Below are 26158 nucleotides of genomic sequence, written 5' to 3'. Positions count from 1 at the left end.
GAGCTGGTCAGGCCGGCTGCTTCTGGGCGGCAAGAATCGCGTCGAGCAGGCCGGGGAAGGCCTGGTCTAGGTCCGCGCGGCGGAGCGAGTTCATCCGCAGAGTGCCGACGTAGTACTGGCGGATCAGGCCGGCCTCGCGCAGGACGCCGAAGTGGTGGGTGGCGGTGGCCTTGCCGACCGGCAGGTCGAAGCCGCCGCACTTGATGTCCGCGCCGAGCGCGTCGAGCTGCGTGACGATGCTGCGCCGGACCGGGTCGACCAAGGCTTCCAGCACCCGCTGGACGTCGAAATCGGAGACCTCCGGGTGCTGCGGCGTACGTCCCATGAGGTCAATAGTATGATCATCGCCAAGTTTGACGGTGATCGAACTTATTCGAGCGGGAGGTCATGGCATGGCGAGGACGGTGCGGTTCCATCAGGCCGGTGGGCCGGAGGTGCTGCGGCTGGACGACGTCGATCCGGGCGAGCCGGGTCCCGGTGAGGTGCGGGTCCGGGTGGACGCGATCGGGATCAACCGGGCCGAGGTGCTGTTCCGCCGGGACCAGTACATCGAGCCGGTGAAGCAGTTCCCGTCCCGGCTCGGCGCCGAGGCAGCGGGCGTGATCGAGGCGATCGGCCCGGACGTTACCGGATTCGCGTCTGGCCAGGCCATCAGCGTGATCCCGGCGTTCTCGCAGAACGACTACGGCGTGTACGCCGAGCAGGCGGTCGTCCCCGCGAGCGCGCTGGTGAATCGACCTGACGGCATCGATGCCGTCGCCGGCGCAGCCGTGTGGATGCCGTACCTCACGGCGTACGGCGCGATGGTCGAGATCGCCGGATTGCGTGCGGGGGAGACCGTCGTCCTCAACGCGGCGTCCAGCAGCGTCGGTCTCGCGGCGATCCAGACCGCGAACCGCGTCGGCGCCACGCCGTTGGTCGTCACGCGGACCCGCGCCAAGCGGCAGAGACTGCTCGACGAGGGCGCGGCCGAGGTGATCGTCTCGGACGAGGAGGACGTGGCCGGGCGCGTTCTCGACCTGACCGCGGGCCGCGGCGCGGAGTACGTGTTCGACGCGGTGGCCGGGCCGGAGGTCGTAAATCTCGCGCGCGTGGTCGCATCCGGCGGTACGTTGTTCCTCTGGGGCGCGCAGAGCGGGCAACCGACGCCGTACCCGGGCTTCGATCTGGGCATGCCGGCGCTGAATCTGCGCACCTACACGGTGCACGAGATCACCCGCGATCCGCAGCGGTTGCTCCGGGCAACTGCTTTTGTTTCGTCGGGCCTGCTGGCGGGCACATTCCGCCCGGTGGTCGATCGAGTGTTCCCGCTCGAGCAGGTCGTTCGGGCCCACGAGCACATGGAATCCAACAGTCAGGTCGGCAAGATCGTGGTCAGCGTCGATCACGGATAGCGGATCCGGCTGCTGCAACGAAGGGACAGGACGATGGAGTACCGCAATCTGGGCCGGACCGGCCTGAAGGTCAGCGAGGTGTGCCTGGGCGCGATGCACTTCGGTGGCCCGGCGGACGAGCAGACCAGCGTGCGCATCCTGGACGAGTTCGTCGAGGCCGGTGGCACGTTCATCGACACCGCCGACGTGTACAACGCCGGTGAGTCGGAGGCCGTGCTCGGCCGCTGGCTCAAGGGCCGCGACCGCGACTCACTGGTGATCGCCACCAAGGTCTACGGCAGCATGGGCGACGGCCCGAACGACGACGGCCTCAGCCGCAAGCACATCCTTGCCGGGGTGGACGCCAGCCTGCGCCGGCTGGGCACCGACTACATCGACCTGTACTACACCCACGTGTGGGACACGGCGACACCGATCGAGGAGACGCTGGCGACGCTCGACGTACTGGTGTCGTCGGGCAAGGTTCGGTACCTGGGCGCCAGCAACGTCACCGGCTGGCAGCTCCAGAAGGCTGTGGACGTGGCGAAGCAGGCCGGGATCAACGGGTACAGCGCACTACAGCCGCTGTACAACCTGCTCGACCGCGAAGCCGAGTGGGAACTGCTCGCCATCTGCCGCAACGAGGGACTTGGTGTGATGCCGTGGAGTCCGCTGCGTGCCGGCTGGTTGTCCGGCCGGTTCCACCGGGGCATGGAGGCGCCGCCAGAGGGGACCCGGGTCGCGGAGGCCGCCAAGCAAGGGCTCTACGAGGCCTGGGACTACTACGACAACGACCGCACCTGGAACGTCCTGGACGCGTTGCATGCCATCGCGGCGGACACCGGTCGCAGCGTTGCGCAGGTCGCGCTGCGCTGGCTCATCCAGACCGATCCTGTCACCGCACCGATCATCGGTCCGCGCACCCTCGAGCACTACACCGACAACGTCGGTGCGGCCGGCTGGTCGCTCGACGCCGAGCAACTCGCCCGCCTGACCGAGGTCAGCGAGAAGCCGTCGGTGTACCCGTACAACCTGCTCTCAGGCTTCAACCGCTGACGTCGGTGACGACCCGGACAGCCTGGACGACGGCGTTGGTGCTGGACGGGGAAGGCCCGCTGCACCGGCGGCTGGAGCGCGGCCTTCGCGGTGCGATCCGGTCGGGGCGTCTGATTCACGACTCGGTGTTGCCGCCGAGTCGTGAACTGGCCGAACAGCTCGGATGTTCCCGGTGGGCTGTCACGCAGGCGTACGGCCAGCTTGTCGCCGAGGGCTACCTGTCCACGCGGGTCGGCTCGGGGACCTGGGTCAGCTGGTCAGGTCGTACGACGGGAGCCGTCCAGAGGACAGGTGAGGTCGACCGGGGCAGCACCTACCGCTTCGACCTGACGCCGGGCATTCCCGATCTGCGTGCGTTCCCGCGCGCCCGCTGGGGCGAGGCAGCCCGCGAGGCCGCGCGCGCGTTGCCGACCGCCGACCTCGGGCATCCGGATGCGGCCGGGTACCTGCCCCTGCGCGAGTTGCTGGCCGACTATCTGCAACGCAGCCGGGGAGCCGTCGCCGCAGCAGGCGATGTGGTGATCCGCAGTGGGGTGCGTGCCGCCGTCGCCCAGCTGTGTGCGGATCTGCGGGCCGCCGGTGTCGACCGCATCGGGATCGAGGATCCGGGCTGGACCCGGCTTCGCGACGTGATCGAAGGGACCGGCGTACAGGCCGTGCCGGTGCCTGTCGACTCTGAGGGCCTTCGGGTCGACGCGCTGGTGCAGCAGCAGGACCTGCGGGCCGTGGTGGTGACTTCCGCGCATCAGTTCCCGACCGGTGTGGTGCTTTCGCCAGGCCGGCGGCTCGAGCTGATCGAGTGGGCCCGGCGTACGAACGGCTTGATCCTCGAGGACGACTACGACGCCGAGTTCCGGTACGACCGCAATCCGGTGACCACTCTGCAGGGCATGGCGCCCGAGCAGGTCGTCCTGCTCGGCTCCGTCAGCAAGACGTTGTCCCCGGCCATCGGCCTCGGCTGGTACGTCGTTCGCGGGCCGTGGCGGAAGGCGCTGACCCGATCGATCGGTCCGGGTCCGTCGACGTTCGACCAGGCCACCTTCGCGGAACTGCTGCGCGCGGGTGCCTACGACCGTCAGTTGCGGGCACTGCGCCGGCGCTATCAGAGCCGGCGTGAGCAAGTCGTCGCAGCGGTACGCCGGGACTTGCCGGGCTGGTCGATCGACGGAGCGGCGGCCGGGCTGCACCTGATCGCCCGGCTGCCGGACGAGCTCGCGGCAGGTCCGGTGGTGGCGGCAGCGCGGCGTGCCGGGATCCGGCTCGTCGCACTGAGCCAGTACCAGGTCCGGGCCGGCAACGATTCGGGCGGAATCGTGCTCGGCTACGGCAATCTGGCCGACGGCGATGTCGATGCGGCGATCGGATCGTTGGCCCGGACGTGCGCATTGGTCCGCGAATCCGCCCGCTGATTGGCCGCGGATTCCGGCCGATCCCGCCGTACGTTGGGCGCCGGTGGTGGGAAGGACCCGCCTCGTACAGGAGTTGTGATGCGCACACGGTGGCTGGGTGACGGCGACGGGCGGGTGGAGGTCAGCGAGTTCTGCCTCGGGACGATCCCGTTCGGGACCGAGACGGACGAGACGACGGCGTTCGCGCTGCTGGACCGCTTCTTCGAGGCCGGTGGGACGTTCATCGACACGGCCAACAGCTACGGCCAGTGGGCCGACGGCGGTCTCGGCGGCGAGAGCGAGGTCGTGATCGGCCGGTGGATCCGCAGCCGCGGGGTGCGGGACCAGGTCGTCGTCGCCACCAAGGCCGGCGCACACGCGACGAAGGCGCCCGGCGATCCGGCGATGGAGAACTGGGAGGGCCTGTCCGGCAAGGCGGTTCGTCGTGCGGTGCAGGGCAGCCTCGAACGGCTCGGCGTCGACCGCATCGATCTGTACTACGCCCACTGGGACGACCGCGAGCCGGATCTGGCCGACACGGTCGGTGAGTTCGGGGCCCTGGTCAAGGAGGGCGTGGTCGGCGCCATCGGGTGCAGCAACACCCCGGTGTGGCGGATCGAGCGTGCCCGCGAGCTGGCGCGTGCCGCCGGAATTCCGGCGTACAGTTGCGTTCAGCAACTTCACACGTACCTGTGGCCGCGGCCCGAGCGGACCGGGTTCGACGTGGTCACGCCCGAGCTGATCGACTACGCGAAGTCGGAGCCCGAGTTCACCCTGCTGGGCTACAAGCCCTTGCTGCGTGGCGCCTACACCCGCAGTGACCGGCCGTTCGAACGCGGCTACGACCACCCCACGAGCGCCGTCCGCCTCGAGGTCCTGAACCAGGTCGCAGCCGAGACCGGCGCCACCGCGAACCAGGTCGTCCTCGCCTGGATGATGCAGAGCGACCCGGCGGTGATCCCGGTCAGTGCGGCCGGAACGGTCGCCCAGCTGGACGAGCAGCTCGGCGCCGTGGACCTCCACCTCGACGAGCAGACGATGCACCGCCTGAACACTGCCGGCACCGACGAGTCCTGAGTGGCTAGGCCCGGGCCCTCGCAACGAGCAGGTGCAGGGTGAGCGTGATCGCCAGGATGATGGCTGCGATGCCGAGGAGTCCGTACGGCGAGGCGCCGGCGGCCAGCGAGACGCCGCCGAGGCCGCTGCCGAGGGCGGAACCGAGCGAGATGGCGCTGCCGTTCAAGGCCATCACGATGGCAGCCGAGTTCGGGGCGAGGGCCGCGAGCCGTGCCTGCTGAGGTACGGCGGCTCCGCCGTTGCCGACGCCGGCGGCGAAGAACCACACCAGGCCGGTAAACGCGGTCACCGCGAGCGGCACGGTCAGGAAGGTCAGCATCCCCAGCACCGAGTTCAGGAGCAGTCCGATCAGCACGACGGTCAGGACGCGCAGTGGCGTGAAGCGGTCGGTCAGCCGGCCGGTGACCGCGTTGCCGAGCATGCTGGCCACGCCGTACCCGAACATGACCACGATGATCACCCAGTCGAGCCGGAAGGTCGGAGCGAAGATCAGCGTGGCGTAGGTGAAGCAGGTGTAGCTGCTGCACAGGATGCCGGTGGTGACGAGCAGACCCGCCAACAGCCGCGGCTGGCCGAGTGGACGCAGACGCTCGGCCAGCGTCCCGGCCGGGAGGTGCAGGCGCGGGAGCTTGAGCATGATTCCGGCCAACGCGATCGTGCCGACCACCGCGACCAGGAGCATCGGCAATCGCCAGCTGGTCTGGCCGAGCGCCAGGCCGACCGGTACGCCGAGCGCGGTCGCGGTCATCCAGCCACCGAGCACGAACGAGAGCGCCTTGCCGCGGTGCTGCGGTGGCGCGAGTGCGATCACGTACCCGGTCACGGCGGCGTTGAGCAGCGCCCCACCGAGCGCAGCCATCACGCGGCCGCCGAGCGCGGTCGCGTAGTTGGGCGCGAGACCGACCACCAGGTTGCCGAGCACGAACACAGCCAGCGACAGCGCGATCGTCGTACGACGCTCCCATCGGCTGGTGAGAGTCCCGAGCACCGGAGCCGCGAGCGCCGAGGTCAGTGCGAACACCGAGACCAACTGCCCCGCGGCTGCCGCGCTCACCTCCAGATCGCCGGCGATGGCGGGCAGCAACCCGGCCAGCACGTAGCCGTCGATCCCCATCGAGAACGTCGCCACCGCAAGCCAGATCAGGGTCCGGTACGACAACCCGGCATCCTGCTGCACTCCCGAGACCGGGCCTTCCGTCGCCGTCACGCGCCTAGTCGACCATCGCGCCGACCGGTTAAGCAACCTCCTTACCGAATCGTGGCCACCGTCGTCGGCCCTTGACGCGGGCAGGCGGCGTACGCCAATCTTTGCAGCGCTGTATTACAGCGCTGTACAAATGTCGTCGGCCGACCAGGAGAGACCAGGGAATGCGTCCCGACATCGTCATCGTGATGACCGACCAGCAACGCGCCGGATTCACCCGCCGGAGCGGCTACCCGGTCGACACCATGCCCTTCGTCGACCGGCTGGCGGCCGGCGGAACCGACTTCACCCAGGCCTACACCTCGGCGCCCGCCTGCGTCCCGGCCCGCACCAGCCTGCTGACCGGACGCTTTCCCAGCGCCCACCAGGTCCGGCAGAACAGCACACCCGCCCACGCCCGGTTCGCCGGCGACCTCGTCGATGTACTGCGGGCGGCGGAGTACCAGCTGCACTTCGCCGGCAAGCCCCACATGCCGCGAGGCGCCGGCGACTTCGACACCTACAACGGTCCCTACTTCCACACCCACGGTCCGGAGCGCGACGAGCAGGAGAAGGCCTTCGATCGGTGGCTCGAGCGACTCGACCACGGCGTCTCCGAGGAGCCCACGCCGTACGAGCTGCGGTGCCAACTGCCCTACCGGATCACCACTGACGCACTGGCCGCCGTGGACGCTGCCGATCCGGACCAGCCCGGGCTCTTCTGGGTGTCGTATCCCGAGCCGCACAACCCGTACCAGGTGCCGGAGCCGTACTTCTCGATGGTCGCGCCCGACGATGTCCCGGACCGGATCACCGGCCCGGTAGGCGCCGAGGCCAAGGGCGGCAGCTACGCGTGGCTGCGCCGGCTGCAAGAGGAGAAGCGGCCCGGGTACGACGCGGGATGGCGTCGGTACGCTGCCAACTACCTCGGGATGCTGCGACTGCTGGACGACCAGATCCAGCGGCTGCACGAGGGTCTCGCCCAGCGGACGCGTCCGCGGTTGACGATCGTGCTGGCCGACCACGGCGACTACGTCGGTGAATACGGCCTGCAGCGCAAGGGCGCCGGGCTCTCCGAGTTCCTGATGCGGATCCCGTTGATCGTCGCGGGGGACGGTGTCGCGATTCAGCGGCGCGAGGAGCCGGTGTCGATTGTCGACATTCTGCCGACCATCTGCGAGGCAGTCGGTCAGCCTCTGCCTGAGGGCGTCCAGGGCCGGAGCCTGCTGCCGCTCGCCTACGGCGAGGAGGCGCCGGAAGCCGAGTTCGGCAGCATCATCGCCGAGCAGGGATTCGGCGGACGCGCCCGCGACGTCACTGACCGCCCACCGCTGCACTTCTCGTACGACGGCCCGACGTTCGACGAACTCAACACGGTCACCCAGTCCGGCTCCGCTCGGATGCTGCGCAGCGGCCGATGGAAGCTCATCGTCCACGCCGATCTCGCCGGCGAGCTGTACGACCTCGCCACCGATCCGGCCGAGCTCGACAACCTCTTCGAGAACGAGCAGCACTTGGCCGTCCGCGCCCGGCTGCTGCACCAACTGGCCCGCTGGCAGGCACGACTCACCGACGACCTGCCGACCGGCAACTACGTCCCGCTTCGCCTCGAACACAACTGGCGCTGGGCCCACTCCACCACGCCGACGAGCAGGGAGAACTGACATGAATCCGTCCACCTTCAGCCGCCGTACCCTGCTGGGTCTCGGTGCCGCCACGGCCGCCGCCACCATGCTGCCCGGCTGCTCCGCGAAGCCGGGACCGATGCGGGTCGCGTGGTACGGGCCCGACCCCGTGACCAAGGCGATCAACAAGGCACTGAACGCGTGGAAGTCCAACGGTGGCGCCGACTTCGCCCCGGAGAGCGCGCCCTTCGACGACTACTGGGACAAGCTGGCCACGCAGACCTCGGGCAACAACGCGCCCGACGTACTGCGGATGTCGATGAGCTACTTCAGCGACTACGCCGGTCGCGGTGCCCTGAAGGACCTGGGATCGCTCGGCATCGACACCTCCGGACTGGACCCGGACGTGGCCGGGAGCGGCACCGCGGACGGCAAGAACTTCGGGATCGGCCAGAGCTCGATCAGTTATGCCATGTACGTCGACGAGGCCGCGGTCAAGAGGGCCGGCGGCAGCGTCCCCAAGCAGGGGTGGACGTGGGACGCGTTCGCCGAGTTCGCGAAGGACTATGCGGGATCGGTGCAGGGCGCGTTCGGGTCCAGCGACCAGGCCGGCAACTTCCAGTTGTTCGAGGTGTTCGCCCGTCAGCACGGGACCGGGGCGTTCGCCGAGGACGGGTCGAAGCTGGCGACCAGCAAGGACACGGTCCAGGAGTGGTTCCAGTACTGGGCGGACCTGCGGAAGGCGAAGGCAGCCCCGCCGCAGAACGTCAGCGGCGAGACGACCGCGATCGAGAAGTCCCTGGTGGCGACCGGCAAGGCCCCGCTGCAGTTCGGCTGGGTGCAGCAGGTCACCTTCTACCAGCCGCTGGTCAAGAGCCCGTTGACGGTCTTGCCGGTGCCCCAGGACAAGGCCGGCGACCTCAAGGGCCAGTTCATCAAGGCCCTCGACCTGTGGTGCATCTCCGCCGCGAGCAAGCACCCCGAGGACGCCGCGAAATTGATCGGGTTCCTGCTCAACGACGAGACCGCGATCAAGACCATCGGCATCCTGCTCGGCGTACCGCCGTCGAAGAAGGCGCGCGACGTGGTCTCGGCCGACGCCGACTCGGCCGGCGCCCGGGCCATCGCGTACGTCGAGGACCTCGCCGGCAAGGTCGGTCCGCCGCCGCCGCCCTGGCCGAAGGGGTACGGCGAGCTGCTCACCGGCTTCGGTCGCATCGCCGAGAACATCGGCTTCGGCAAGGCCACGCCCGCGTCCGGCGCGGGTGAGTTCGTCGAGCTGGCAGGGAAGACGCTCGGCCAGTGAGCCGATCCGCTGCCGACTCGTTCGGAACGCGTCTGCGCCAGAGCGTCCCGGGCTACCTGTTCCTCCTGCCCTGGCTGATCGGCGTCCTCGGTCTGACCGTCGGCCCGATGGTGTTGTCGCTGTATTACTCGTTCACCGACTATGCGCTGTTCAACACCCCGGCTTGGACCGGACTGCACAACTACACGGCGCTGTTCCACGACGCCCGCTACCTGCACTCGCTCCGGGTGACGTTCCTGTACGTCGCGGTGTCGGTGCCGCTGGAGATGACCTTCGCCCTCGCGATCGCCGTACTGCTCAACCGTGGTTTGCGTGGTCTCGCCGTCTACCGTGCCCTGTACTACGTGCCGAGCCTGCTCGGCGGCAGTGTCGCGATCGCCCTGCTCTGGCAGCAGATCTTCGGCAGTGACGGTCTGCTCAACCACGTGCTCGGCCTGTTCGGCATCGAAGGACATGGCTGGATCTCCGAGCCGGGTACGGCGCTGTGGACGCTGATCGTGCTGCGAGTGTGGCAGTTCGGCGCTCCGATGGTCATCTTCCTGGCCGGGCTGCGACAGATCCCGGAGGACGTGATGGAAGCGGCCGAGATGGACGGCGCGAACAGGTGGCAGCGGTTCTGGCGGGTCACACTGCCGCTGCTGTCGCCGGTTGTGTTCTTCAACCTGGTCTTGCAGATCATCGGTGCGTTCCAGGCATTCACCCCGGCGTACATCATCAGCGGCGGCAAGGGCGGGCCGTCGGACTCGACGCTGTTCTACACGCTGTACCTGTACCAGCAGGCGTTCGGCAACTTCCGGATGGGGTACGCCGCCGCGATGGCCTGGGTCCTGCTGCTGATCATCGCGGTGTTCACCGGGCTGAACTTCGTCCTCGGCCGCACCTGGGTGTTCTACGGAGACGAAGGGGTCCGCCGATGAGAACTCGCCGCGTCTTCGCACACGCCGGTCTGACCGTCGGCGCGCTGATCATGCTGTATCCGCTGCTGTGGATGATCACCGCGTCGCTGCGGCCGAACACCGAGATCTTCAAAGATGCCGGCCTGGTGCCCGAGCACCCGACCCTGGGCAACTATGCGCTGGGCTGGCACTCGACCGGCGTCAACTTCGGGGTGTACCTCGCCAACTCGCTGATCATCTGCACCGCGGTCGTGATCGGGAACGTGCTGACCTGCTCGCTCACGGCGTACGCCTTCGCGCGGCTCAAGTTCATCGGGCGCAAGACGCTGTTCGCGCTGATGCTGGCCACGATCATGCTGCCCGGTCACGTCACGCTGATCGCGCAGTACTCGATCTTCCGAAACCTCAACTGGATCGACACGTTCTGGCCGATGATCGTGCCGAGCTTCCTGGCCACCGACGCGTTCTTCGTGTTCCTGATGGTGCAGTTCATCCGGTCGATCCCGGTCGAGCTGGACGACGCCGCCCGCATCGACGGGTGCGGGGCGTGGGGCATCTACCGGCGGATCATCCTGCCGCTGCTGACCCCGGCGCTGGTGACGACCGCGATCTTCTCCTTCATCTGGACCTGGAACAACTTCTTCAGCCAGCTGATCTACCTGTCGACGCGGACCAAACTGACGGTTCCGGTGGCTCTGCGCGGATTCCTCGACGCCACCGGCAGTTCGGAATGGGGAGCGCTGTTCGCGATGAGTGTGGTCACGCTGGTCCCGGTCGTGGTGGTGTTCGTGGTGTTCCAGCGGCGGATCCTGGCCGGAATGGCACACACCGGCTTGAAGTGAGATCGTTACCACCCATGAGGCCTCGTTTGATCGACGTCGCCGAGGCGGCCGGCGTATCGATGAAGACGGTGTCGAACGTCGTCAACGGGTCGGAACACGTCCGCGAGGCGACGCGGCTGCGGGTCCTCGCTGCGATCGACAAGCTCGGCTACCGGCCGAACATCGCCGCCCGGAACCTGGCCCAGGGCCGCAGTGGGGTGATCGCGTTCGCGGTGCCCCAGCTCGATCGCCCGTACTTCGCCTCGCTCGCGGCGCGGATGCTGGACGAGGCGGAGACCTTCGGCTGGATCGTGCAGTTCCACCAGACCGGTGGCCGCCGCGAGGCCGAGCTCGGCCTGCTCACCGACCGGCATCCGGCCCGCCTCGACGGGATCATCATGAGCCCGCTGAGCCTGAGTCCGGAGGACGTGCAGCGGCGTGACCCCGCGCTGCCGCTGGTGCTGCTGGGTGAGAAGGCCGGTGAGGGCCACCGCGCCGACCACGTCGGGATCGACAACCGTGAGGCCGGGCGGGTGGCGACCGAGCATCTGCTGGCGATGGGGCGGCGCCGGGTGATGGCGCTGGTGCCTGGGCCGGGGGTAGCGGACGGACGGACCAACGGCTATCGCGATGCCCTGGTGGCGGCGGGTATCGGCGTCGACGAGGACATCGTGCTCCCGGCCGGAGGCGTCCGCGGTGAGGACGCCGAGTTGACTCTCGGTCGCTGGCTCGACGCCGGCAATCCCGCTCCGGACGCGATCTTCGCAGGCACCGACTGGTTGGCGATGGGCGCGATCCGGGCCCTGATGCTGCGCGGACTGAAGGTGCCACAGCAGGTCGCCGTCGTCGGCTTCGACGACATTCCGTACGACCTCGCCACGCTCCCGACACTGACCACCGTCGCACCGGACCGCGTCGCCATCGCCCGGCTGTCCCTGCAGGCCCTCCGCGACCAGCAGCCGGGCCAAGATCCGGTCCGACTCCGAGCACCCTTCACCTTGGTGGTCCGCGAGAGCACCGCCGGCATCGGCCCGGGACACTAAAGGATGGATTGGGTCTTCCGGGAGGCGCACGAGTCCGATCTGCCCGAGTTGGTGGAGTTGCAGGAACGCGGCGCGGTGGAAGGACTGGGTCACATCTTCCCGCAGGAGACGCATCCGTTCCCACGCGCCGACATCCTGGACCGCTGGGCGGTCGAGCTCGCCGACCCGTCGATCGCGGTCTACGTCTCCTGTGATCAGGACGACCGGATCACCGGATTCGCGGCCCGCCGGGATGACGAGGTCTTCCATTTCGGTACCGCCGTCGATACCTGGGGCTCAGGGCTGGCGACGTACCTGCACGACGCTTTGCTCGCCACTTTTCCCTCCACGCTGGGGACTCTGCGGCTGCGGGTCTTCACCGAGAACACTCGGGCCAGGCGCTTCTACGAGAAGCTCGGCTGGCACCCGACCGGCCGGCAGACCCGAACGGCCTTCCCACCCCACCCAACCCTCACCGAATACACCCTCAACGTGCGCTAGCTGGTCGTCTGACGCGTTGAGGCGTGCAGCTGGACAGGAGGTGTCGGGTCGACAGGTAGTGCAGTTGAGCGTGGGGACGGTCTGTGTACGGTGTCTCGCAGGTGCACTACCTGTCGATCCGTACATCACAGGCGGCGAAGGTGTGGTCACGCGTCTCAGGCGATGATGAGCCAGGGGTTCTCCAGGAGTTTGGTGAGGTCGGCGAGGAAGCTGGCGCCGTCCGCTCCGTTGAGGATTCGGTGGTCGGCGGAGAGGGTGTAGCGCATCCTGGTGCGGGCGGCGAGGGATCCGTCGTCGAGGACGACGGCCTCGCGGCGGGAGGCGCCGACCGCGAGGATCGCGGCCTGCGGGGGATTGATGATGGCGGTGAACTGCTCGACGCCGTACATCCCGAGGTTGCTGATGGTGAACGTCCCGCCGGCCATCTCATCGCTCGTCAGTTGGCGTTCTCTCGCTCGTACGGCGAGGGACGCGGACTCCTCTGCGATCACGCCGACCGACTTGTGGTCGGCGTTGCGAATGACGGGGACCAGAAGCCCGTCGTAGATCGCGACTGCTACGCCGACGTTGATGTCGTGATGGCGTAGGAGATTATCGCCGGAGAGGGACGAGTTGACGTCCGGGTGCTGGCGCAGTGTCAGTGCACAGGCGCGGATGACGAGGTCGTTGATGCTGACCTTCTGCCGTCCGGCCTCCGTCAGTTGTGCGTTGAGCTCGAACCGCAGGTCGACGAGGTTCTCGAGGTCGGCGCTCGCGGTCAGGTAGAAGTGCGGTGCGGTCCGGGCGCTGTCGGCCAGGCGTTTGCCGCTCGTCCTGCGCAGCAAGCTGAGCGGGACCTCCTCGCCAGGGCTCAGTTCCTGGGAGACGGCTGGTGCCGACTCGGCTGTCTCTGTCGGCTGGAGTGTCTCGGCGGCCGCGCGGACATCCGCGCGGATGATCCGCCCACCAGGCCCGGTCCCGGCAACCTGCGTCAGGTCCACCCCGAGCTCCACAGCATCCCGCCGCGCCAAGGGAGAAGCGGGCATCCGCTCGATCGCCGGCCCCGAGGCCGGCACCGCGTCGGACGGCTGTGCCGCATCCGCGACGGAGGGCTGTGCCGCGTCCGCGACGGGGCTTGACTGCGCGGCCGGCGTGGACGATCGGGACATCGCAGCCGCGTCCGGTGTGGCCGCGTCGCCTTCGATGTCTTCGTCGCCGAGGACTGCGATCGGTTGGCCGATGGCGGCTTCTTCGCCCTCGGCCACCAGGATCCGGCCGAGGACGCCGGACTCGTAGGCCTCGTACTCCATCACGGCCTTGTCGGTTTCGATGTCGGCCAGGATCTCGCCGGCCTCGACCATGTCGCCGGTCTGCTTGTGCCAGGTGACGACGACGCCGGTCTCCATCGTGTCCGACAAACGTGGCATCAGAATCGTGCTCATGGTGTCTCCTCTCAGCGCAGCCGGCCGACCGCGGCCAGGGTCTGTCTGATCGCCGTCTCGACATCGCCCGCCGAGGGCAGGGCGGCGCTCTCCAGGCTCTTGGCGTACGGAAGGGGTACTTCGGCCATCGCAACCCGGCGTACCGGTGCGTCAAGCTGGTCGAACGCACCGTCCGAGATCGTCGCCGCGATCTCCGCGCCGATCCCGTACGTCAGCCAGTCGTCCTCCAGCACCACCGCCGCGTGCGTCTTTCGGACCGACCGGACGATCGTCTCCCGATCCAGCGGACGCAGACTGCGCAGATCGATGACCTCGGCATCAATCCCCTCCCGAGCAGCCAGCTCCTCCGCCACGGCCAGACCGAGCGACGCCATCCGCGAGTAACCGATCACCGTGATGTCACTGCCGGGTCTGGTCACCGCCGCACGCCCGATCTCGGCCGGTACGTCGTCGTCCGGTACGTCGCCCCTCGTGTTGTACAGCGAGAGATTCTCCAGAAACAGGACCGGATCGTCATCGCGGATCGCCGCGAGCAGCAGCGCCTTCGCATCAGCTGGGTTGCTCGGGGCAACGACCTTCAATCCCGGCACGAAGGCGTAGTACAGCTCGACGTTCTGCGAGTGCGTGGCGCCAAGCTGCTGACCGCCACCACCGGGCGTCCGGATCACCATCGGAACACTGCGCTGACCACCGAACATGCCGTGGATCTTCGCCGCATGGTTGACGATCTGGTCGAGCGCGAGCAACGAGAAGTTGATCGTCATCAACTCGACCACAGGCCGGAGCCCGAGCATCGCCGCACCGATCGCGGCGCCGGTGAACCCCTCCTCCGAGATCGGCGTGTCCCGCACCCGTCGTTCGCCGAACTCCGCGAGCAACCCAGCGGTGATCTTGTACGACCCCTCGAAGACGCCGATCTCCTCGCCGATCAGGAAGACGCGGTCGTCGCGCTGCATCTCGGCGCGCAGGGTCTCGTTGATCGCCTGCCGGTAGGACATCACGGTCATGCGCCGGCCACCGCGAAGAGAGGCTGCCCCGGCAGTCGCTTGAGATCGTTCGGCACCGGTGTCGCGTAGTTGTAGTCGAACAATGTCTTCACGTCCGGTGGTGCACTGGCATCCGCGAACGCGACCGCCGCACCGACCTCCTCCGCGACAGACTGCTCCATGTGTTCCTGGTCCTCGGCGCTCAACGTCCCGGCATCACGCAGCTGATCGCCCAACGCGAGCACGGGATCCGCGGTCCTGAGCGCAGCCACCTCTTCCTTCGAGCGGTACGCCGCTGGATCGACCACCGAATGCCCACGCAGCCGCCCGCTGACAGCCTCCAGCAGCACCGGCCGCCCTTCACGTGCCATCGCGACCGCACGTACGGCCGCATCCCGTACGGCGACCACATCGTTGCCGTCGACGCGTTCGCCGTACATCCGGTACGCCGAGGCACGCTTGTGCAGCTCGGGTTCGGCAGAGGACATCTCGACGGTGGTGCCCATGCCGAGCTGGTTGTTCACCACGGCGAACACGATGGGGAGTCTCCACAGCGCGGCCAGGTTCAGCGATTCGTGGAAGGCACCGATGTTCGTCGTACCGTCGCCCAGGTGGCACATCACCACCTCCGGCCCGCCGCGGTAGGCGATCGCCAGCGCCGCCCCGGTTGCCAGCGGCAACTGGCCGCCGACGATTCCGTACCCGCCGAGCAGCCGGGCCTGGGCGTCGAACAGGTGCATGGAGCCGCCCCAGCCTTTGGAGACGCCGTCGCTGCGGCCGTAGAGCTCGGCCATGACGCGGCCGGGGTCGATGCCGCGTGCGATGGCGTAGCCATGCTCGCGGTAGTTCGTGAAGACGTAGTCGCTCGGGTCGAGCGCGCTCATCAACCCGACGACCGTCGCCTCCTCGCCGAGGTTCAGATGGCAGTAGCCGCCGATCTTGGCTTCGGTGTAGGCCCGGGCGGCCCGCTCCTCGAAGCGCCGGATCAGCAGCATCTGCCGGTAGTGGCCCAGCAGGTCGGGCGGTGCGGACATCGTGTCGGCTCTCCTCACGAGGATAATGATACTAGATCGTGTCATTCTGTCATGAAGGAGGATAGCGCCATGACCAGAGCTGCCGACGGTGGTCCGCGCAAACGTGGACGGCCGACCGAGTCCGAACGCGAGCAGCGGCGGGAGGAGATCCTGGACGCGGCCGTCCGGCTGTTCCTCCAGCACGGGTACGGCGGTGTCTCGCTGGACCGGCTGGCGACGGAGGCGAAGGTCACCAAGCGGACGATCTACAGCTACGTCGGCGACAAGACCGAGGTCTTCACCGCCGCGGTCGCCCGGTTGAACCGCGAAGTCCTACCTGAGGCGGAGCCAGTCGACCGACAGGTCCGGACGCCCGGTGCGAACGCCCTCGACGCGCTGGCCGTCCGCCTCGTCATCACCCTGCACTCGGATGTCGCCGTCGGTCTGCACCGGATGGTGATCGCCGAGGCGCACCAGTTCCCGGATCTGGCCACAGGGTTCTACGCGGCAGGCCCGCAGCACTACATCGACGCCTTGAGCGACCTCGTCCCGTGCCCCGAGGAGCTCTTCACACTCCTCCTCGGCGAGCCCCACCGGCGCCGCCTCCTCGGCCTGGACGCTCCGCCCTCACGGGCCCAGGCCGAGGCGCACGTCAACGGCGTACTGGAACTCCTGGACCTCTCGCGCTAGTCCATGGCGGTGGCCTCCAGGGCGACCAGGAGGTCCGGGCCGGCGAGGGCCGCGACGCCAAGGACCGTGCTGGCGAAGCGGTCGGGGGTGCCGGCGAACCGCTCGGCCAGGACGCCGAACTGCTGGAGTAGTTCGCCGACGTCGGTCGTGTAGATGTTGAGCCGGACCACGTTGGCCACCGTCATATCGGCACCGGCCAGGACCGCTTCGAGGTTGTCGAGCGCAAGCCGGAGCTGGGCTGCCATGTCGCCCGGGTGCTGCGCGTTGCCGTTGGCGTCGACGGAGTCCTGGGCGCTGCAGATGAGCTCACGGCGGCGGTTCTCCACGAGCTGGGCCTGGTCGAAGCCCAGGCCGACGGACCAGTTCCACGGGTTGACGGCGGTGCGTTGCATGGTTGTCTCCTTCGATCGGACCGGTCCCTGGCGGACCGGCGAGTTAGTTAGGTAACTAACCTAGAACTCGCCTCCGACAGTTTCTTATACTCGGGACCATGAGCCAGACGCGACCGGGGAAAAGAGAGCGGTTGGTGGCCGCCGCGGCGGAGATGGTGTACCGCCAGGGAGTGGCGCCGACGACGCTGGCGCACATCGCGGAGGCGGCCGACGTACCGCTGGGGAACGTGTACTACTACTTCAAGACGAAGGAGGACATCGTCGGCGCCGTCGTCCAGGCCCGCGCGGAGCAACTGGAAGCGACACTCGCCGAGATCGAGGCCCGTCACCGCACCCCGAAGACGCGACTCAAGGCCCTCGTCGACATGCTGGCCGACCGAGCCGATGAGACCGCTCTCTACGGCTGCCCCTACGGCACCCTGGCCACTGAGCTCTCGAAGCGGCCCGACGGCACGAATCCTCTCGCCACCCACCTGATGGAGCTCCTCATCAGCTGGGCCGAGCGACAATTCCAGCAGTTGGTACGCCGCGATGCCCGCGACCTGGCCATCGACCTGGTCGCCGCCTACGAAGGCGCCGCTGTCCTGGCCTCCACGCTCGCCCAGCCCGACCTGATGGCCCGCCATTCCCGCCGCCTCCGCGCCTGGATCGACGCCCAGCCCGGCCGCTCGACGGCTTGACCGGTTTCCGTCATGTCCGGGACTTGTCACGGTGGTCCGTGGCCGGAGTGGTGAGAGATCGGATACGACAGGTGCATCAGGACGCACCAGATCGGTGCCTGGAGCAAGGATGGAGCCCTCGTGGCCTTGTCGAAACCACTTCCGACCCGGATGGCGCTGCTGCTCACCGGCGCGCTGGTGCTGTCCGCGGTGACCGTTCCGGGCCTCGCGTCCGCCGCCAATCCGCCACCGCCCGGAGCCGCACCAGCCGCCCCAGCGCTGTCCGGCCCGGCCACTGTCACCCTGCTGACAGGTGACCGCGTCACGCTGACCCCGGACAAGAGCGGTACGCCGCGCGTCAACGTCCGCTCTCGTGACGGAAAGAGCGGGACCAACGGGTTCTCCGTCCGCAACGACCACGGCCGGATCAGCGTCGTACCGCATGACGTCGCGACGCTGGTGCCCGACGTACTCGATCCTGCGCTGTTCGACGTGAGCGGCCTGGTCGAGATGAAGTACGACGACGCGCACCGCGCGGACCTGCCGGTGATTGTGCGCCAGGGTGCTGGTGAGCGCACGATGGCGAGCAACGGGTTCACCGCGACCCGCGAACTGGCCAGTGTGGATGCGACGGCCGGCCGGATCGAGAAGTCCCGTACGACGACGTTCGGTGCATCGCTGACCACGGCGAGGGCGGCCAGGCCGGCCAAGATCTGGCTGGATGCGGCCGTGCACGGCGAGTCGACGACAGCAGTCGAGGCCGCGCCGCGGGACGGCTACCTGGACCAGATCAAGGCACCGGCCGCCTGGGACCGCGGACTCGACGGGCGTGGCGTCAAGGTCGCGATCGTGGACTCGGGCATCGATGCGGATCACCCGGCCCTGTCCGGGAAGGTGACGGCCACCGCCGACTTCACCGGCGAAGGCACCCAGGACGACCTGGGCCACGGGACTCACGTGGCGTCGCTGGTCGCCGGGAACGGCGCGGGATCGGACGGCGCCCGGCAGGGTGTCGCGCCCGGCGTCGAACTGATCTCCAGCAAGGTCCTCAACGCCGCGAACGAGGGCAGCGAGTCCGGCGTCATCGCCGGACTGGAGTGGGCGGCCGACCAGCACCCGGACCTGGTGAACGTCAGCCTCGGCGGTTGGGCGCCGCGCTTCGGCGACGACCTGATGGCGGACGCGGTCAACCGGCTGACCGACAAGACCGGCGCTCTGTTCGTAGTTGCTGCCGGCAACAGCGGGTCGTTCCTCCCCACCCCGTTCTCGATCGAGTCGCCGGGGACCGCCGCGTCCGCCCTCACCGTCGGTGCGGTCGACGCCACCGACCACAAGGCGCAGTTCTCGAGCGAGGGTCCGACCTGGTCGTACGTGCAGAAGCCAGAGGTGTCCGCACCGGGCGTGAACATCCTGGGTGCCCGGGCCGGTGCCCGCGACGGCGACCTGTACGTCGCGTACTCCGGGACGTCCCAAGCGACGCCACAGGTGACCGGATCGGCGGCCCTGCTGCTCCAGCAGCACCCCGAACTGACCTGGCAGCAGCTCAAGGCGCGCCTGAGCAGCGCCGTGGACGACACCGGTACGTACACCTCGTGGTCCGGCAGCGGGCGGCTGAACCTCGCCACCGCGACCTCCAACAGCCTGTCCGCTGACGTCGGCGTCGTCGACTTCGGCGCGATCCGCCATCCCGATGACGCCCCGCAGACCCGCACCGTCACGCTGACCAATCCGGGCAGCGAGCCGCTGGCAGTCACGGCCGCCGACCACGAGGTGCTGTCGGGCAACACCACGACGGCACCCGACGCAGCCGTCGTCGTGTCCCCGGCCACGCTGACGGTTCCGGCCGGCGGTACGGCGAGCCTGACCGTCACTCTGGACCCGGCGACCGTCGCCGACGCCATGTGGCAAGGCTCGGTCGACCTGCTCGGTGCCGACGGCAAGGAACTCCTGCGCCTCGCCCTGAACGCCTACGACGAGCCGCCGGCGTACGACGTCTCCGTCCAGGTGCTCGACCGTGATGGCACGGCCGTGTCCGGCGGGTGGGTGAACGGGTTCAACGGCAGCAACGGGGACTTCGTCCAGTTCACGCTCGACGACCAGGGCCGCAGTACCCGCCGGATCTCGCCAGGCGAGTGGAGCATGTGGACCTTCGTGACCACTGGCGACACCGTCGCGATGACCGGCGGTACGGACTTCACGGTCGCGAAAGACACCGACTTCACGTTGGACGCCCGGAAGACGGTGCGCCTGAACGTGCCCGTGGTCGAGGGGCAGCCGACCAAGGCGACCGAGGCCGGAGTCACCGCCCTGCGCGCGTCGGATCCGGCGAAGTGGCAGGCGGAGGAGGTGTATCCGCCGGTCGCGGACATCGCCGCCGGCAAGGTGTACGTGCAACCGACCGGCGCAACCAAGGACGGGATCGTCGAAGCCGTCACCCGCTGGCGGCTGGACTCGACCAAGAAGGCGGGCCACGACGCTCCGGATCTGTACCAGGTCTACCAGAGCGCGAACCGATTCACCGTGCCATTGGCGAAGAACCTCGACCGCAAGGCCGTCCGCGCGATGGCCCGGGTCGACACGACCTTCGGCGGCGTCTGGGGAAGCGGTGAGTCGGGCCTCGGCCGCGGAGTCCGAAGCTCGGTGACCACCTTCGGCGGAGAGCTCTGGCAGACCGTCGAGACGCCCTCCCACCGCGTGGAGATGCTGTCCGCGGGCCCGGGGATCCAGTGGTGGCAGTGTCTGGATTCACCGGCCACCGGGACCGCCGGTGTCTGCGACAACCCGGAGCGAACCTACAAGCCCGGCGAGAAGGTGCGTTCGGTCTTCGGTACGGCGATGCATCCGCAGCTGAACATCGGCGAGATCTTCAACGGGGACTTCAACATCCAGGTCGGCGTGGCCGATCCCGGCCACCTGGGTGTTGTCGACACCGCGCTGATCGACGACGTACGGCTCGCGCTCTATCGCAACGGCGTCAAGCTCGGAGAACAGAAGAACACGTCGGGCTTCTTCCAGGTCCCCAGCGGTACGGCGCGTTATCGAGTGGAGCACAGCTGGAAGACGGATCAGCTCCCGAGCTCCACGGAGGCGAAGACGACCTGGGAGTTCACGGCCACCCCACCGGCGGAGTGGGCGAACCCGATCCGGCCGTCGATGCTGAGGCTCGACTACGACCCGTACGTTTCGCTGGACGGCAGCGCGCCCGCTGGGCGGCCGATGGTGTTCGATCTGCGGGTCGGAGCCCAGGACCGTGCGACGACCGCACCGGTCAAGTCGGCCCGGCTGTGGATCTCGTCCGACCGCGGTAAGCACTGGACGCCGGCGCCGCTGCTCCGCACCAAGGACGGCTACCGGACGATGATCGCTCCGTGGTCGTTGCTGCCCGGGCACACCCTGTCGGTCCGTGCCGCGATCACGGACAAGGCGGGCAACTCGGTCGACCAGACGGTGCTCGACCTGGTCCCCGTGCGCTGACCGACGGACTCGAAGGCCCGGGTGCGTGACCCGGGCCTTCGAGCGTCACGCCGTACGGGTGTCGCGGCCGACGATGATGCCGATGACGATCTGTACGGCGGCCAGGGTCGCGAACAGGATGAGCGTTGCATCCCAGTTGCCGGTGCGTTCGGCGAGGAAGCCGGCGATGACAGGGCCGGTGGCCGCGAGGAGATAGCCGACGGCCTGCGCCATACCGGACAACTGGGTCGCCTCGTGGTGGCTGCGGCCACGGATGCTGATGAGGGAGAGCGCGGCGACCAGGGCAGCGCCCTGGCCCAGCCCGGCGAGGACGACCCAGACGACGATCAGACCTGGCGCCAGCAGGATTCCGAGCAGGGCAACGAGGATCGGAACGCTGGCGGTGATCGTGCCGGCGCGTTGATCGGTCGGATGCTTCAGCAGCCGGGGAATCGCCAGTCCGCCGACGAGGCCGAAGCACTGGAAGAGAAACAGATGGACGCCGGCGGTCCGCTCCGAGACACCGGTCGAGATCTCGATCGTGGGCAGCCAGTTGACGAGGAGGTAGAAGCTCGTCGACTGCAGGCCCATGAACGCGGTGATCAGCCAGGCCATCGGCTGCCGCCAGACACTCACTGGGGCAGCGCCCTCGTCGAGGTCCGGCGGCGGCATCGGCACGGACGCGGACTGCCTCGGCAGCCAGATCACGGCGACGACCGCGGCAAGACCTCCCCAGACCGCCAGCGCGAGCCGCCAGTCGGCCGCGTCCGCGATCGGCACGGCCGAGATCGAAGCTATCGCGGCGCCGCCGGTGATGAAGGCCGTGTACACCCCGGTCGCGCGGGACACGTTGCCCGCGTAGTCGCGCTTGAGGATGACGGGGACCAGGACGTTGCCGACCGCGATCGCGGCACCGACCACGATCGTGCCGAGCCACAGTCCGGGCAGCCCGGTGTAGGACCGGGCGACGCTGGCGACCGCGAGGACGAGCAGCGAGACGAACACGGCCCGCTCCATCCCGTGGCGCCGGGAAAGTCGATGAATGAGAGGCGAGGCCAGTCCGAAGGCGATGAGCGGCAGCGTGCCGAGCAGGCCGAGCGCTCCCTCCCCGAGTTGCTCGTCGGCACCGATCTGCGGCAGCACCGGGCCGACCGCGGTCAACGCCGGACGCAGGCACAGGGCCACCAGGAAGACGGTCGCGGTCAGCAGGGCGGCCCGTCGTCCGGACGGCGGCTCGGCCGGCGGTTTCAGCACATCCTCACTCCTGACTAGATGTCCTACATTTACACTGTAGCCTGGGCGGAGAACGGAGGTTGTCGCGGTGTCATTGAGTGGACCGGTGCGTCAGGTGCCGCTGGTGCTGCAGGTCTCCGAGCAGTTCCGGGGGCTGATCGAGTCCGGCACGTGGCCGGTGGGGGGCAGGATTCCCGGCGAGAACCAGCTCGCCGTCGAGCTGGGGGTCAGCCGGGGAACCGTGCGCGAGGCGTTGCGGTCGCTGAGCCTGACCGGTCTGTTGGAGCCGCGGGTCGGCGACGGCACGTACGTGCGCGCGACCAATGAGATCAGCGGTGTTCTCGTCCGCGACGAGTTGTCGGCGTCACTGACGCATGTCCTCGATGCGCGGGCCGGGATCGAGGCCGCGGCCGCGCGGCTGGCCGCCCAGCTACCCGATGGAGTCGCCGGGCTTGACGCGGCACTCGAGGCGCGCAGCGCTGCGCATGAAGCCGGCGATCTGGCCGGTTACGTTGCCGCGGACGCGGGCTTTCATCGAGGTGTGGTGGAGGCCAGCGGCAACCCGCTGTTGCTCCGTCTGTACGACGCTCTTGCGGAAGTGCTGACCGACTCGATCCACCAGACCGCCACCATCCCCGAGGACCCCATGGTCCGCGATGCCCACTTCACGTTGCTGGCGGCGATCCGCGACGGCGATCCGGAGGCCGCGGCCAAGACGTCGTACGCGCTGATCGAATCGGTCAAGCAATCTGCTGGGTGATGGCGGACGGCCACAGCCCACCGGCGGCTGCGTGGAAACGGACCGAGCGACCAGTGGCGAAGTCGTTGCCCGTAGCATCGTTAGATGCCCACTCTAGAGTTGCCCTCCCGGTGAGCTGGAGTACGTCGCCGCTCTCGAAGTCGATGAACAGCAGCGCAGCCGTGGGATCGACGGCGAGGTTCCCCATGCTGTTGAACATGTTGTTGCCCGCGTAGTCGGGCCAGATCACGTCGGCGCCGTCGACCTGCACGAATCCGGGGGAGCCGCCCTTGTGCGAGGCGTCCGCTCCGCGGGTGGGGTGTTCCGTCCCCAGGAAGAACGTGTCCGCAGTCGTGATGATCCGGCGCGCTTCGTCCGTCAGTTGGCCGCGCGCAGTCAGCGCCGAATGCGCCGGGCTGACCGGCCGCGAAGGGCCTTGCGTGATCTGTCGCGGCTGGATGTACGACGGGCAGTTGCCGAACGCCTCGCGGACATCGAGGGTGAGACCGTTCTCGGCCACGTCGGTGATCCAGCCGTTGACTCTGACTCGCCGGCGACGCTCGAGGTCGATCGCCAGTACGCCTCCTGACTGGTCCGGCGCGAGATTGTGCAATGCGTCCGCCGGTGCGGGCTTGGTCTTCACCAGCAACAGTTGGCCCTGACCCGCGAGAAACCCTGGCTGGGCGACCAACGGGGAAGCCCACAGCCGGTGCTGCTCGTCGCGCGCGACGAGAACCGCGAAGGACTGCAACGCCAGGATCGCGGCCCGGCCGCCTGTCAGCGACACCGGTGCGAGCATGCCTTCCAGGCGCGATGCTGCGTCCCGCAGTCCGGCTCGCGCCTGCACAGCCAACTCGCCCTCGTGGAATCCAGTGGTCGGCTTCGGTGCGGCGGTCATCGTGCGTCTCCGGATCCCCGGTGGGTCTTGTGGTAGTGCCGTGCCGCGCGGGCGCGGTTCCCGCAGCCGGCGCTCGAGCACCAGATCCGGCGCTTGTTCTCCGCCAGGAACAGCATCGAGCACGACGACGACGCGCATCGGCGCAGCGTTGCCAGCCGATCGGCGTCCGATAGCAGATCGATCGCCTCGCGGGCGAGCGCGGCGAGGATCGCGTTCCCGCCGAGCTCGGTGTGCCACCGCGTCTCCGCCACCGGTCCATCGGGCCCCAGCTTGAGTTGTCGGCTCGTCGGGACCGCGGCGGCGTACGCGTTGACGTCGGCTCCTGAGGTCGCCTGCGGCGCGCGGCCTTCGAGGTGTGCGTCGAAGAGGTCGCGGATCGCGGACCGAAGGCGCAGTACCGCGGCATCGGGTGGGCGGGGGCCGCTCGGGAGGCGATCCGACTGGAGCTCCCACCAGGCGTCGGGCCGCTCCGACAGCAGGTCGCGTGGCGGGTCGACGACCAGGATCGCCGTATCCACGAGATCGAGCGCCGCGAGCGGCTCCCCACCCATCGGGAACCCGGCATCCTGCATCGCATCGATCGTCGGCATAATGGGCATGCGGGCAGTCTAGGCATTAGATCACGGGATCACAAGCGACCAATCTAACTAGTAGCAGGATGATTAGACGTTAGGGTCACGCGAGTGCCGGCCATCGCGTCGTACGGCGACACGCGGGCGAACAACCCTGCGATCCAGACCAGGACAACGGCGTACAGCACAATGCTCACGACGATCAGCCAACCGCCGGGCTCGGCCTCGGTGGCGAACCCATAGGCGACCGTATGGCCGAGCTCCCAGGGCACGGTCACCTTCAGAACGTTCCGCGCCAGCGCCCGCCCGAACGACACTCGCCGGCCAGTCCGAACCGACACCACCATCAGCCCGCGCAGCCGCTTGCCGGGCGTAGCCCCACGCGCCGACTCCCGCCAAGCCAGCCACAGTGTGGCGGGCAGAACCAGCAGCAGAAACGAGCCGAGGTTGAGCGCCCAGACCGGCAGCTCGAGCCCGCGCACCGCCAACCCGATCGGAACCAGGGCCAACGCCAGTACCAGAATGCACAGCCAATCGACCAGCCACGCCGTGATCCGCAGCCAGGCGAGCCGTGACCTCGTCACCATGGCGCACTGGCCGCCGTCGGCCGCCGCGGCGTCACTCGTCGACTGACTTGCGGCGGGAGCGCAGGACCTGCGCGAACGTGAGCAAGCCGGTCGCGAAGGTGACCAGGATGAGGAGGGCCACGCGGTCGGTGCGGGCCTGCTGGCAGTCGGCGAGGATGGTTTGCCGCGCATCGACCTCCCGCTTCTGCTGGTATTCCGGGGGCTCGTCGGACGCGCGAACCTTGTCCATGTACGCCGAGAACGCGTCGGACTCGTCCTCAGCGAGCGGCTCGTCCAGGTCCTGCGTCTCGGAACTGAGGCGGCCCAGCGCCGGGCACTTGACGCCCACCGGATCGCCGTCGAACCCGGAGTACTTCACATCGGCGGAGTTGAAGAACAAGAACAGCATCCACGCAGCACCAAGCAAAGCCAGCAGCCCAGCCCACTTGCCCTTCATCCCACGCATCCCTTCCATCGCGAACCCACCACATCCTGCCCGCCGAAGGGTCGACCACCCGACCCGCCGTCGGAGGTCTTGCGCAGATATTATGTGGTGCATAATATCTGAGAGTGGTCTCGGCGGACGCTCTGCGGGTTATTCGGGTTTGGTATCGGTTGCAGTTGGCTTTGGGGGCGTTCGGGCGGGATGTGCGGCGGGAGTACGGGCTGACGGGGGAGCAGTTGGCGATGCTGCGGATCGTTGGTGAGCAGGAGAGTTGGCGGATGGAGGAGTTGCGGGGGCGGTTGGTGATGCATCCGGCGACTCTGGGGCAGGCAGTGGATCGGCTGGCGGGGCGCGGGTTGGTGCTGGTGGAGCCCGATCCGTCGGATGGGCGTCGCCGGAACGTCGCGGCGACCGACGCGGGGCGGGAGTTGCTGGCCGAGATTCCGTTGGCGGGACCGGTGCGGCTGCGGGCGGTTGACGCTGACCCGGATCGCCTGGCCCGGTTGGCGGATGCGTTCGACGATGCCATCGAGTTGTTCGGATTGGAGAAATGGGCATGAGCGACCTGACCTCGGCGCCGAACATCGGCCCCGTCCTGGCCGGAGAACTGCAAGCACTCGGACTCGAGACCGTCGACCAACTGAGCGAACTCGGCTCGCTCGAGGTCGGCCGCCGGCTGGAGGCCCGCGGCTTCCACGACTGCACCCACGCGGTCCTTGCCGTCGAGGGAGCGATCCGCGGAGTCCGCTGGACCACCATCCCCGCAGACGAACGTCGCGCACTGGCCGACAACTGGAAGTCCCGCTGACCCCGATCAGTAAAATAGGTGGCACATGCCACCGG

Annotated in this window: 27 protein-coding genes; 16 read left to right on the top strand and 11 right to left on the bottom strand. The window is 68.5% G+C overall.

Going from position 1 to position 26158, the window contains the following annotated elements:
• Positions 1-7: 7 nt before the first annotated feature.
• A complete protein-coding gene (locus AB0I34_RS32115) occupies positions 8-325 on the bottom strand; it encodes a helix-turn-helix transcriptional regulator (protein ID WP_131517352.1) in 318 nt (105 codons plus the stop codon).
• Between the two features lie 67 nt (positions 326-392).
• On the opposite strand from AB0I34_RS32115, the gene AB0I34_RS32110 reads away from it, so the two are divergent.
• From AB0I34_RS32110 to AB0I34_RS32095, 4 genes are all read left to right on the top strand, one after another.
• Entirely contained in the window at positions 393-1394 is a 1002-nt protein-coding gene (locus tag AB0I34_RS32110; protein WP_360452361.1) for a zinc-dependent alcohol dehydrogenase family protein, read from the top strand.
• Between the two features lie 33 nt (positions 1395-1427).
• Positions 1428-2429 carry an aldo/keto reductase gene (locus AB0I34_RS32105; protein WP_360452359.1) on the top strand — a complete coding sequence of 334 codons (1002 nt, stop codon included), beginning with the start codon at positions 1428-1430 and terminating at the stop codon, positions 2427-2429.
• 5 nt (positions 2430-2434) lie between these two features.
• The gene (locus AB0I34_RS32100; RefSeq protein WP_360452357.1) at positions 2435-3838 is read left to right on the top strand and encodes a PLP-dependent aminotransferase family protein; all 1404 of its coding nucleotides are present in this window, start codon (positions 2435-2437) and stop codon (positions 3836-3838) included.
• Positions 3839-3916: 78 nt separating this feature from the next.
• Entirely contained in the window at positions 3917-4894 is a 978-nt protein-coding gene (locus AB0I34_RS32095) for an aldo/keto reductase (protein WP_360452355.1), read from the top strand.
• Between the two features lie 4 nt (positions 4895-4898).
• On the opposite strand, the gene AB0I34_RS32090 is transcribed toward AB0I34_RS32095, so the two are convergent.
• Entirely contained in the window at positions 4899-6101 is a 1203-nt protein-coding gene (locus tag AB0I34_RS32090; RefSeq protein ID WP_360452353.1) for an MFS transporter, read from the bottom strand.
• A 161-nt stretch (positions 6102-6262) separates the two neighbouring features.
• Here AB0I34_RS32090 and AB0I34_RS32085 point away from each other — a divergent pair, with 161 nt between their 5' ends.
• From AB0I34_RS32085 to AB0I34_RS32060, 6 genes are read left to right on the top strand one after another with little or no spacing between them, the layout of a single operon-like run.
• Positions 6263-7741: a sulfatase-like hydrolase/transferase gene (locus AB0I34_RS32085; RefSeq protein WP_360452351.1), complete on the top strand. Its 1479-nt coding sequence runs from the start codon at positions 6263-6265 to the stop codon at positions 7739-7741.
• 1 nt (position 7742) lies between these two features.
• Positions 7743-9008, top strand: a complete 1266-nt coding sequence (locus AB0I34_RS32080) for an extracellular solute-binding protein (RefSeq protein ID WP_360452349.1) — start codon at positions 7743-7745, stop codon at positions 9006-9008.
• The gene (locus tag AB0I34_RS32075; protein WP_360452347.1) at positions 9005-9925 is read left to right on the top strand and encodes a sugar ABC transporter permease; all 921 of its coding nucleotides are present in this window, start codon (positions 9005-9007) and stop codon (positions 9923-9925) included. The genes AB0I34_RS32080 and AB0I34_RS32075 overlap by 4 nt, the downstream gene beginning before the upstream one ends.
• Positions 9922-10746 carry a carbohydrate ABC transporter permease gene (locus tag AB0I34_RS32070; RefSeq protein ID WP_360452345.1) on the top strand — a complete coding sequence of 275 codons (825 nt, stop codon included), beginning with the start codon at positions 9922-9924 and terminating at the stop codon, positions 10744-10746. The genes AB0I34_RS32075 and AB0I34_RS32070 overlap by 4 nt, the downstream gene beginning before the upstream one ends.
• 14 nt (positions 10747-10760) lie before the next feature.
• Positions 10761-11768, top strand: coding sequence for a LacI family DNA-binding transcriptional regulator (locus AB0I34_RS32065; protein ID WP_360452343.1), 1008 nt, complete (start codon positions 10761-10763; stop codon positions 11766-11768).
• Positions 11769-11771: 3 nt separating this feature from the next.
• Positions 11772-12248: a GNAT family protein gene (locus tag AB0I34_RS32060; protein ID WP_360452341.1), complete on the top strand. Its 477-nt coding sequence runs from the start codon at positions 11772-11774 to the stop codon at positions 12246-12248.
• 155 nt (positions 12249-12403) lie between these two features.
• Here the strand turns inward: AB0I34_RS32060 and AB0I34_RS32055 are convergent, their stop codons facing one another.
• From AB0I34_RS32055 to pdhA, 3 genes are read right to left on the bottom strand one after another with little or no spacing between them, the layout of a single operon-like run.
• Entirely contained in the window at positions 12404-13669 is a 1266-nt protein-coding gene (locus tag AB0I34_RS32055) for a dihydrolipoamide acetyltransferase family protein (protein ID WP_360452339.1), read from the bottom strand.
• An 11-nt stretch (positions 13670-13680) separates the two neighbouring features.
• Entirely contained in the window at positions 13681-14676 is a 996-nt protein-coding gene (locus AB0I34_RS32050; protein WP_360452337.1) for an alpha-ketoacid dehydrogenase subunit beta, read from the bottom strand.
• Positions 14673-15707 (bottom strand): pyruvate dehydrogenase (acetyl-transferring) E1 component subunit alpha, encoded by a 1035-nt coding sequence (gene pdhA / locus AB0I34_RS32045; RefSeq protein WP_360452335.1) that lies wholly within the window; start codon positions 15705-15707, stop codon positions 14673-14675. The genes AB0I34_RS32050 and pdhA overlap by 4 nt, the downstream gene beginning before the upstream one ends.
• A gap of 51 nt (positions 15708-15758) precedes the next feature.
• On the opposite strand from pdhA, the gene AB0I34_RS32040 reads away from it, so the two are divergent.
• Positions 15759-16358, top strand: a complete 600-nt coding sequence (locus AB0I34_RS32040; protein WP_360452333.1) for a TetR/AcrR family transcriptional regulator — start codon at positions 15759-15761, stop codon at positions 16356-16358.
• Here AB0I34_RS32040 and AB0I34_RS32035 read toward each other — a convergent pair.
• Positions 16355-16750 carry a RidA family protein gene (locus AB0I34_RS32035; RefSeq protein WP_360452331.1) on the bottom strand — a complete coding sequence of 132 codons (396 nt, stop codon included), beginning with the start codon at positions 16748-16750 and terminating at the stop codon, positions 16355-16357. The two genes, AB0I34_RS32040 and AB0I34_RS32035, sit on opposite strands and share 4 nt — an antisense overlap.
• Before the next feature lie 98 nt (positions 16751-16848).
• On the opposite strand from AB0I34_RS32035, the gene AB0I34_RS32030 reads away from it, so the two are divergent.
• On the top strand, positions 16849-17430 hold the full coding sequence (locus tag AB0I34_RS32030; RefSeq protein ID WP_360452329.1) for a TetR/AcrR family transcriptional regulator: 582 nt from the start codon (positions 16849-16851) through the stop codon (positions 17428-17430).
• A gap of 126 nt (positions 17431-17556) precedes the next feature.
• The gene (locus AB0I34_RS32025; protein ID WP_360452327.1) at positions 17557-20883 is read left to right on the top strand and encodes a S8 family serine peptidase; all 3327 of its coding nucleotides are present in this window, start codon (positions 17557-17559) and stop codon (positions 20881-20883) included.
• 45 nt (positions 20884-20928) lie between these two features.
• Here AB0I34_RS32025 and AB0I34_RS32020 read toward each other — a convergent pair whose 3' ends face one another.
• Entirely contained in the window at positions 20929-22116 is a 1188-nt protein-coding gene (locus AB0I34_RS32020; protein WP_360452325.1) for an MFS transporter, read from the bottom strand.
• 85 nt (positions 22117-22201) lie between these two features.
• Here AB0I34_RS32020 and AB0I34_RS32015 point away from each other — a divergent pair, with 85 nt between their 5' ends.
• Entirely contained in the window at positions 22202-22855 is a 654-nt protein-coding gene (locus AB0I34_RS32015; RefSeq protein WP_360452323.1) for an FCD domain-containing protein, read from the top strand.
• On the opposite strand, the gene AB0I34_RS32010 is transcribed toward AB0I34_RS32015, so the two are convergent.
• From AB0I34_RS32010 to AB0I34_RS31995, 4 genes are read right to left on the bottom strand one after another with little or no spacing between them, the layout of a single operon-like run.
• Positions 22836-23732 (bottom strand): pyridoxamine 5'-phosphate oxidase family protein, encoded by an 897-nt coding sequence (locus tag AB0I34_RS32010; protein ID WP_360452321.1) that lies wholly within the window; start codon positions 23730-23732, stop codon positions 22836-22838. The two genes, AB0I34_RS32015 and AB0I34_RS32010, sit on opposite strands and share 20 nt — an antisense overlap.
• Positions 23729-24331: an ABATE domain-containing protein gene (locus tag AB0I34_RS32005; protein ID WP_360452319.1), complete on the bottom strand. Its 603-nt coding sequence runs from the start codon at positions 24329-24331 to the stop codon at positions 23729-23731. The genes AB0I34_RS32010 and AB0I34_RS32005 overlap by 4 nt, the downstream gene beginning before the upstream one ends.
• Before the next feature lie 44 nt (positions 24332-24375).
• Positions 24376-24891, bottom strand: coding sequence for an RDD family protein (locus tag AB0I34_RS32000; RefSeq protein WP_360452317.1), 516 nt, complete (start codon positions 24889-24891; stop codon positions 24376-24378).
• A 31-nt stretch (positions 24892-24922) separates the two neighbouring features.
• Positions 24923-25345, bottom strand: coding sequence for a hypothetical protein (locus tag AB0I34_RS31995; RefSeq protein ID WP_360452315.1), 423 nt, complete (start codon positions 25343-25345; stop codon positions 24923-24925).
• A 146-nt stretch (positions 25346-25491) separates the two neighbouring features.
• Between AB0I34_RS31995 and AB0I34_RS31990 the strand changes: the two genes are divergently transcribed.
• Both AB0I34_RS31990 and AB0I34_RS31985 read left to right on the top strand, forming a co-directional pair.
• Positions 25492-25875, top strand: coding sequence for a MarR family transcriptional regulator (locus AB0I34_RS31990; RefSeq protein ID WP_360452313.1), 384 nt, complete (start codon positions 25492-25494; stop codon positions 25873-25875).
• The gene (locus AB0I34_RS31985; protein ID WP_360452311.1) at positions 25872-26123 is read left to right on the top strand and encodes a TfoX/Sxy family DNA transformation protein; all 252 of its coding nucleotides are present in this window, start codon (positions 25872-25874) and stop codon (positions 26121-26123) included. Before AB0I34_RS31990 ends, AB0I34_RS31985 begins: the two co-directional genes overlap by 4 nt.
• The last annotated feature ends 35 nt before the right edge of the window (positions 26124-26158 follow it).

It is taken from the genome of Kribbella sp. NPDC050281, from assembly GCF_040655855.1.
Lineage (GTDB): Bacteria > Actinomycetota > Actinomycetes > Propionibacteriales > Kribbellaceae > Kribbella.
Note: the sequence above shows the minus strand (reverse complement) of the source record. Positions and strands in the feature narration are given on the sequence as shown.